This is a genomic window from Neorhizobium alkalisoli, assembly GCF_002968635.1.
Classification (GTDB): Bacteria; Pseudomonadota; Alphaproteobacteria; order Rhizobiales; family Rhizobiaceae; genus Neorhizobium; species Neorhizobium alkalisoli.
In genome coordinates this window covers 1-5,519 of record NZ_PVBN01000027.1, presented here as the reverse complement: position 1 = coordinate 5,519, position 5,519 = coordinate 1, and the positions used below count along the sequence as shown (strand labels likewise).

The window sequence follows — 5,519 nt, the reverse complement described above, 5'->3', positions numbered from 1 at the left end:
TTCTGCGCCGTGTGCGCGGCATCAATGGCGCGGGCGGCGTCGGCTCGGGTCATATCCGGCAGGCTCGCGATCACCTCCCCCGTCGATGGATTGCTGACGTCGAAGGTCGCACCGGTTTCACCGCTTGTCTGCCATTCGCCGGCGATCAACGCCTTGTCGGTGGCAAGCGACGGATTTTTCAGTTTCGCAAGAAGTGTCTTGGAGAGGGCCATTTCAAACGCTTTCTTCGATGAACTGATTGCTGACGCGGTGGCTGAAGTCCGACATCGTCGCGCCTCTCACGACCAAAAGCTACGCTATCACAAGCGGCATGGTACGAATTGCCAACCCAAGAAGCCTATGCGGCCGCCTCCCCGGAAGGGCATGCATAGAGTACCGCGCCTGTCGAAGCGTCGACACCTTCCAGGCTCACCCCATAACCCCACAGCCGACGTACATGTGCAAGGGTCGCGTCGCGGTTGACCTCCTCCAGCAGCTGGCCATTCTTGACCATGTGCCTCAAACGGAGCTGGCGGTCTCCCAGAAGATTGACATCGGCCACCTCTATATCCGGCCGGTTCGCTCCCGGGTCGTAGATGCGGGCAAGGGCTGCGCGTACGGCAGAATATCCCCGCTCGTCATGAATGGACGCGACTTCGCAAAACCGGTCGGTGGCACGATCGGTGAGATTGAAAAGGCGAAATTTGCGGATCAGCGCCGGGCTCAGATATTGCAGAATGAAGGACTCGTCGCGGTGGTTCTCCCAAGCTTCGATCAGCGTGCCCATCCAGTCGCCATTGCCGGCGAAGTCAGGAAACCAGTCCTTGTCCTCCGCAGTCGGCTTGGTGCAGATGCGCTCGATATCCTGCATCATCGCAAAGCCCAGCGCATAGGGGTTGATGCCGGAATAGCGCGGATCACTGAAGCCCGGCTGGAAGACGACGTTGGCGTGGCTGGCGAGCAGTTCCAACATGGCGCCTTCGCTCATCCTGCCCTGGTCGAACAGCCGGTTGATGATCGTATAGTGCACAAAGGTCGCGCAGCCCTCGTTCATCACCTTGGTCTGCCCCTGCGGATAGAAATACTGCGCGATGATGCGCACGATCCTCAGGATTTCGCGCTGCCACGGCTCAAGGATCAGGCTGTGCTTCTCAAGGAAATAGAGCAGGTTTTCTTCGGGAAGATTGAGCGCCTTCTTACGTTCCAGCACCTCGCGCTCTGCTTCCTCGATACCGGTGCTGCCATCTGTTGTCGGCAGCGTCCGCCACAGGTCGCTGTAGGTCTGTTCCTCGTATTCCAGTCGTTCGCGCGCCCGCTCCGTCACTTTTGCCGGGGAAAGGCGCGGCGGACGGCGATAGTGAAACACGCCCTGGTCCATCAGTGCATGGGCCGAATCAAGAATTTCTTCCACGGCGCGCAGGCCATGCCGCTCCTCGCACTTGGCAACGTATTTCTTGGCGAAGTCCATATAGCCGAGGATGGCGCCGGCATCCGTCCATTGGCGAAACAGGTAGTTGTTCTTGAAGAAATGATTGTGCCCGAAGGAGGCATGCGCGATGACCAGCGCCTGCATCGGCATGGTGTTTTCTTCCATGAGATAGGTGATGCAGGGGTCGGAATTGATGACGAGTTCATAGGCGAGCCCCCGGTTGCCCTTGCGATAGAGATGGTTTTCGAAGACGAACCGCTTTCCGAAGGACCAGTGCTGATACATCAGCGGCATACCGATCGAGGAATAGGCATCCAGCATCTGCTCGGAGGATATTATCTCTATCTGGTTTGGATAGACATCGAGTCCCATTTCGCCGACGGCGATCTCCTCGATGGCTTCGTAGGCGCGCGAGAGCATGGCGAAGTTCCATTCGGAACCTTCAAACAACAAGGTGGAAGTAGCCTGTCTTACCATGCGTTTGTTCCTTTACCGGCGCAGCTGAACCACTTTGTGCCGGGCAAAGAGTTTGTGAAAAACCGGATAAATGTCGGCAGGCCTGGCAATACGGGCCATCTGGAAGTTCGGCACAGCGCCATCGACAGTCCGGTAAGCGCGCCAGAGGGACGTGCCGTTGTCGGTCGATCCGAAAATCTCGCTTTCACGCTCGTCGATGATTTCGACATAGGCGTAATACTGGCACCGTTTCATCAGCTCGTCCCGCAAAAGTTCGGCGCAACGCTCCGAGTCGCCGGAGGCATTGTCGCCATCGGAGGCTTGAGCAGCATAGATATTCCAGATGTGGGGGGGATAGCGGTCGACAATGACCCGCTGCATCTCCTCGAGCGCCGTGGAAACGACGGTACCGCCGCTCTGCTTGCTGAAGAAGAAGGTGTCCTCGTCCACCTCCCGTGCCTCATCGGTGTGTCGAATGAAAACGATGTCGATCCGTTCATAGCGACGCTTGAGAAACAGGTGCAGGAGGACGAAGAAGCGTTTTGCCAGATCCTTCTCCCGCTCGCCCATCGAGGCGGAGACGTCCATCAGGCAGAACATCACCGCGCAGGCATTGGGCACCGGCTGCCGCTCGAAGCGGTTGAAACGCACATCGACGGGATCGACATAGGCGATGCGCTTGCGGCGACGCTCCAACGCCTCCAACTCTTCGCGCAATTGCAACAGCCGGCGGCGCTGCGGCTGCGAAAGCTGCTCTTCGTCTTCCAGCTCCGCGATCGCCGCTACGACGTCCTCGAATTCCGTGCTCCGCGGTCGGCGCAGTGCGATGCGCCGACCGAAACTGTTGCGCATTGTGCGGCCGACATTGATGTTGCTTGGCGTGCCGGCGGTGGTGAAGCCGACCCGGTGCGGCTTGTAGGTCACCGTTTCCTTGAGGTTGAGCTTGACCATGTCGGGAAGCTCAAGGTCCTCGAAAAAGAGATCAAGCACCTCGTCACGGGAAAGAACGAAGACGAAGTCGTCGTCGCCCTCGCCGCGCCCTGCACTGCGGCCGCCTCCTCCGCCACCGCCCGCTTCCGGTTTTTTCAGCCTGTCACCGGGTGAAAAGGTTTCGTTTCCGGGCAGTACATGGTCCCGTTCACCGCTGCCAATGGAGTGTCGGAAACCCGGCTCATCGGCGCCGCGTTTTGGTACCGGCACGCCATGGGCGGCATCCACGTCGGCGATCTTGTCCGACTTCACCTGGTCTCGGATCGAGCGCTTCAGCTCGTCATGCACCCGCTTTAAAAAGCGTTGCCGGTTGCCGAGACTGCGGTCCTTCGGGTTTAACCGTCGATCGATGAAATTCGGCATTAGCCAGTCCCCGCAATGGCATCGTCAGCCTGCCTTGTTCACTCGCATGTACCAGTCGACGAGCCGCCGGACCTGGCGCACGGTATAACCCCGCTCGGTCATGCGCTGGACGAACTCGGCATGCTGCTTCTCGGTGGAGCTGTCCTTCTTGGAGCCGAAGCTGATGACCGGCAGAAGGTCCTCGACCTGGCCAAACATGCGCTTCTCGATGACCTCGCGGAGCTTTTCGTAGCTTGTCCAGGCTGGGTTGCGTCCGCCGTTACGGGCGCGGGCGCGCAGCGTGAACTTAACCACCTCGTTGCGGAAATCCTTCGGATTGGCAATGCCGGCAGGCTTCTCGATCTGCGACAGCTCGCTATCGAGGATTTCCCGGTTGAGGATCTGCCCCGTATCTGGATCCTTGAAATCCTGGTCTTCCAGCCAGGCATCGGCATAGGAAATATAGCGGTCGAACAGGTTCTGGCCGTACTCGCTGTAGGATTCCAGATAGGCCTTCTGGATCTCGTGGCCGATGAACTCGGCATAGCGGCTCGCCAGCTCCGATCGGATGAAATCGAGATAGTTCGCCTCGACCTCCTTGGGGAACTGCTCGCGGCGGATCGCCTGTTCGAGGATATACATCAGATGGACCGAATCGGCCGCGACCTCCTTGGTGTCGTAGTTGAAGGTTTCCGAGAGCACCTTGAAGGCAAAACGCGTGCTGATCCCCGTCATGCCTTCGTCGACGCCGGCCGCATCGCGATATTCCTGCAGCGATTTCGCCTTCGGATCGGTGTCCTTCAGGTTCTCGCCGTCATAGACCCTCATCTTGGTATAGGTCGGCGAATTGTCGTGCGGCGCCAGGCGCGTGGCAACGGTGAAGCGGCTGAGATTTTCCAGCACTTCCGGCGCGCAGGGGCTGGCCGACAATTCGCTCTCGCGCAGCAGTTTTTCGTAGATCAGCCGCTCCTCGGTAACCCGAAGGCAATAGGGCACCTTGACCACGAGAATACGGTCCAGGAAAGCCTCATTGTTCTTGTTGTGCTTGAACTGCAGCCATTCCGATTCGTTGGAATGAGCAAGCACGATGCCCTGGTAGGGGAAGGCGCCAAAATTTTCCGTGCCGTTGTAGCTGCCTTCTTGCGTGGCGGTGAGCAACGGATGCAGCACCTTGATCGGCGCTTTGAACATTTCGACGAATTCGAGCAGGCCCTGGGTCGTACGGTTAAGGCCGCCACTATAGGAGTAGGCGTCGGGATCGGCTTGGCTGAAATTCTCCAGCTGGCGGATATCGACCTTGCCCACCAGCGCCGAAACGTCTTGGTTGTTCTCGTCGCCCGGTTCGGTCTTGGCGATGGCGATCTGGCGCAGCCGCGAGGGAATGAGCTTAACCACGCTGAACTTCGAGATGTCGCCGCCGATCTCGTCCAGCCGTTTCGTCGCCCAAGGCGAGATGAGGCCGGTGAGCCGGCGCTGGGCAATGCCGTACTTTTCTTCCAGGAGGTCACCCATGCGCTCGCGGCTGAACAGGCCAAGCGGGGATTCGAAAACAGGGCTGACCTTGCCGTCGATGGCGAGCGCGTAGATCGGCTGCTCCTCCATCAGCTTCTTGAGGCGCTCGGCGAGGGAAGACTTACCGCCGCCCACCGGACCCAGGAGGTAAAGGATCTGCTTTCGCTCTTCGAGTCCTTGGGCGGCATACCGGAAATAACCGACAATTCGCTCGATGGTATCTTCCATTCCGTAGAAGTCGGAGAAGGAGGGATAAATCTTGATCGTACGGTTGGAGAAGATGCGACCAAGACGCTCGTCCGCGCTCGTATCGATGAACTGGGGCTCGCCGATGGCCGTCAACATGCGCTCCGGCGCTGTGGCGTACATGCTCCTGTCGTCACGGCAGGCCAGCAGATATTCCTGTAGGCTCAGCGTCTCTCGCGCTTCGCTTGCGTAGGCTTTAGAAAAGAGGTCGAAAACGTCACTGCCGTCAGTTCTCATAGAACTCTCCACAGTCGCTGGACCGGACCATCTTATTTTATCGGCGTCTCAATTAATATACGGAATAAGCGTGAATTTTGTTCCCCGTCTTCGGTGCAAACTATAATAAAATCCACGCCGCAGTCGCACGACGAACAGGTTCTTTAACGAAATCATCGCCTTGAGGGAATCGGAGGCGCGCCCGCTTAAAGCCCGGCGGTATGTCTAGAAGGTAATTTGGACTTTCATTGACTGAGTTCTGTCTGCTGCGAGGTTGAAGGCTGTGACGGCGTCCTGGAGGGGGAAGGTTGCGGTGAGCAGCGGTTTGAGGTCGACGCGGCGGGTGTTG

4 protein-coding genes and 1 pseudogene are annotated in these 5,519 nt (G+C 58.5%); all 5 read right to left on the bottom strand.

Annotated elements, in window-relative coordinates:
* The coding region (locus tag C5L13_RS28320) for an aldehyde dehydrogenase family protein (RefSeq protein WP_158693561.1) at positions 1–212 on the bottom strand (212 nt) is incomplete at its 3' end.
* A 125-nt stretch (positions 213–337) separates the two neighbouring features.
* Positions 338–1,885, bottom strand: coding sequence for a SpoVR family protein (locus C5L13_RS28315; protein ID WP_105386594.1), 1,548 nt, complete (start codon positions 1,883–1,885; stop codon positions 338–340).
* A gap of 12 nt (positions 1,886–1,897) precedes the next feature.
* Positions 1,898–3,217 (bottom strand): YeaH/YhbH family protein, encoded by a 1,320-nt coding sequence (locus tag C5L13_RS28310; RefSeq protein WP_105386593.1) that lies wholly within the window; start codon positions 3,215–3,217, stop codon positions 1,898–1,900.
* 24 nt (positions 3,218–3,241) lie between these two features.
* Complete coding sequence (locus C5L13_RS28305) at positions 3,242–5,191, bottom strand: PrkA family serine protein kinase (RefSeq protein ID WP_105386592.1); 1,950 nt, start codon at positions 5,189–5,191, stop codon at positions 3,242–3,244.
* 204 nt (positions 5,192–5,395) lie between these two features.
* Positions 5,396–5,519 (bottom strand): annotated as a pseudogene (locus tag C5L13_RS29435) (L-idonate 5-dehydrogenase); the annotation flags it as partial.

Bases quoted from the DNA above. Each gene is read 5' to 3' on its own strand.
- C5L13_RS28305 (WP_105386592.1), bottom strand. From the start codon at position 5,191: ATGAGAACTGACGGCAGTGACGTTTTCGACCTCTTTTCTAAAGCCTAC.
- C5L13_RS28315 (WP_105386594.1), bottom strand. From the start codon at position 1,885: ATGGTAAGACAGGCTACTTCCACCTTGTTGTTTGAAGGTTCCGAATGG.
- C5L13_RS28310 (WP_105386593.1), bottom strand. From the start codon at position 3,217: ATGCCGAATTTCATCGATCGACGGTTAAACCCGAAGGACCGCAGTCTC.